The 1,144-nt window shown below is 36.7% G+C and carries 1 protein-coding gene, 1 tRNA gene and 1 pseudogene; all 3 read right to left on the bottom strand.

The window, feature by feature from the left end; all coding sequences use genetic code 11:
• Positions 1-100: 100 nt before the first annotated feature.
• The gene (locus AAKU52_RS17475) at positions 101-385 is read right to left on the bottom strand and encodes an IS3 family transposase (protein WP_354335920.1); all 285 of its coding nucleotides are present in this window, start codon (positions 383-385) and stop codon (positions 101-103) included.
• A gap of 34 nt (positions 386-419) precedes the next feature.
• Positions 420-632, bottom strand: a pseudogene (locus AAKU52_RS17470) (hypothetical protein); the annotation flags it as partial.
• Positions 633-908: 276 nt separating this feature from the next.
• A tRNA-Lys gene (locus tag AAKU52_RS17465) sits at positions 909-981 on the bottom strand.
• Positions 982-1,144: the final 163 nt, after the last annotated feature.

Here is a 1,144-nt window from a genome sequence, read left to right as displayed (position 1 = left end):
CTTTGATAAATAATGGAAAAGCAGCATAAAAACTAACCCAACAAAATCTAAAGTAATGCTTCTCAAAAAAAATAACCTGATAAAAAAAAACTTTATTAGACTATTGCAATTCCATGTGGTCAGAATCTGTTGTCTGCACCCACTTCTTACGAACGATACTTCTTATATTCCATTTTCGCATCAGCCTAGCCACTCTTGGTCTTGAAGTTTGAATTCCTTTCTTTAACTGCTCGGCGGTAATCCGTGGACTGCCGTAACGACCTTTGCTAGCTTGGTAAGCTTCTTGAATTTCTACCAAAAGAGAAGTCCCATTGAGCTCACGTTTCCCTTGCGGATGCTTTAACCAATAATAAAAGCTACTATTACCTACACAGAGTACCCACACATCATTTCAACTTGAAATATTCTTCGGTGCTCTTTTATAAATCCAAATATCTCCCGTCTCTCTTGGAAAAGATGCCGACCGCCTTTTTTAAAATATCGCCCTCCATTTGGGAATCCTTAAGATCCTTTTGCAGCTTTTTGATCAATTTCTGGTTTTCAGTTAAGATAACTGCAGGCTGTTTCGATTCGGAATCCCGTTGCCTCCATTTACTTAATAGGCTGTCGTGTATCCCCAGCTCATCCGCAACCTCTTTTACCGTTCATCGGCTATTGGATAAATCTATAGCCATTCTTTTGAAGGAATCATTAAACACTCGTTTACTCTTATACTCAAATTTAATAGTTTATAGTTAAATCTGACAACTAAATTCCTCTAGTCAAATGTAGCAACTCCACTTTCAAACTACTCACCGAATCACTCACCTTTTATATGTGAATTCATACGAATTTTGGCATTTACCTAAAAACAAAAGCCTGCAATCATTTGATTTGCAGGCTTTTATACGTTCTGATACTATTCTCTGTGATCCCGCTGGGATTCGAACCCAGGACCACTACATTAAAAGTGTAATGCTCTACCAGCTGAGCTACGGAATCATCTTCTTTTTTAAAGAGATGCAAAGATATCATTTTTTATCAGAACTAAAGGTATTTACCGTAAGAAACCCAGGGTCAACGCATAAAAATAGTTAAAAATCAGATGCTTGTTAACATTTTGTGGATTTCGTGTTAGGATTTTTTTGTTTGTTTTGCTTTATTT

Source organism: Pedobacter sp. CG_S7, from assembly GCF_040544395.1.
In the GTDB taxonomy this organism is placed as follows: domain Bacteria; phylum Bacteroidota; class Bacteroidia; order Sphingobacteriales; family Sphingobacteriaceae; genus Pedobacter.
This window is presented reverse-complemented; position numbering and strand designations above follow the sequence as displayed.